The following is a 323-nucleotide window of genomic DNA, read 5'->3' as shown; positions in this document are numbered from 1 at the left end:
AGCGATGAGAGTATGGAGGCGATTTTCTTTTGTTCTTCCAGCGGCGGGAGTTTTATTTTTATTTTTTTTAAATCATTAATTGTTACATGACCTAACCCCGTTGTCTGTTTATTTGTTGCTATTGCTGTAAAATTTGGTTTTAAATATTTTAAGATATAAAAGAAATACCTATAAAATACACTGTCTTTAGTTTTTATTTTAAATATATGCTGATTGAGCCAGCCATCTGGTAAATTATAGTAAAATACATCTATCGAAGTTTCAGGGTTTCCAGACCAAGAAAATAGCATATCGCCTTTTTTTAGATATACAGAATCATCAAA

The 323-nt window shown here is 30.0% G+C and carries 1 protein-coding gene; it reads right to left on the bottom strand.

Annotated elements, in window-relative coordinates:
* The coding region (locus tag EZH24_RS13680; protein WP_170310896.1) for a restriction endonuclease subunit S at positions 1 to 323 on the bottom strand (323 nt) is incomplete at both ends.

Origin of the sequence: Brachyspira catarrhinii (assembly GCF_005518285.1) — a bacterium.
Taxonomy (GTDB): domain Bacteria; phylum Spirochaetota; class Brachyspiria; order Brachyspirales; family Brachyspiraceae; genus Brachyspira; species Brachyspira catarrhinii.
This window is presented reverse-complemented; position numbering and strand designations above follow the sequence as displayed.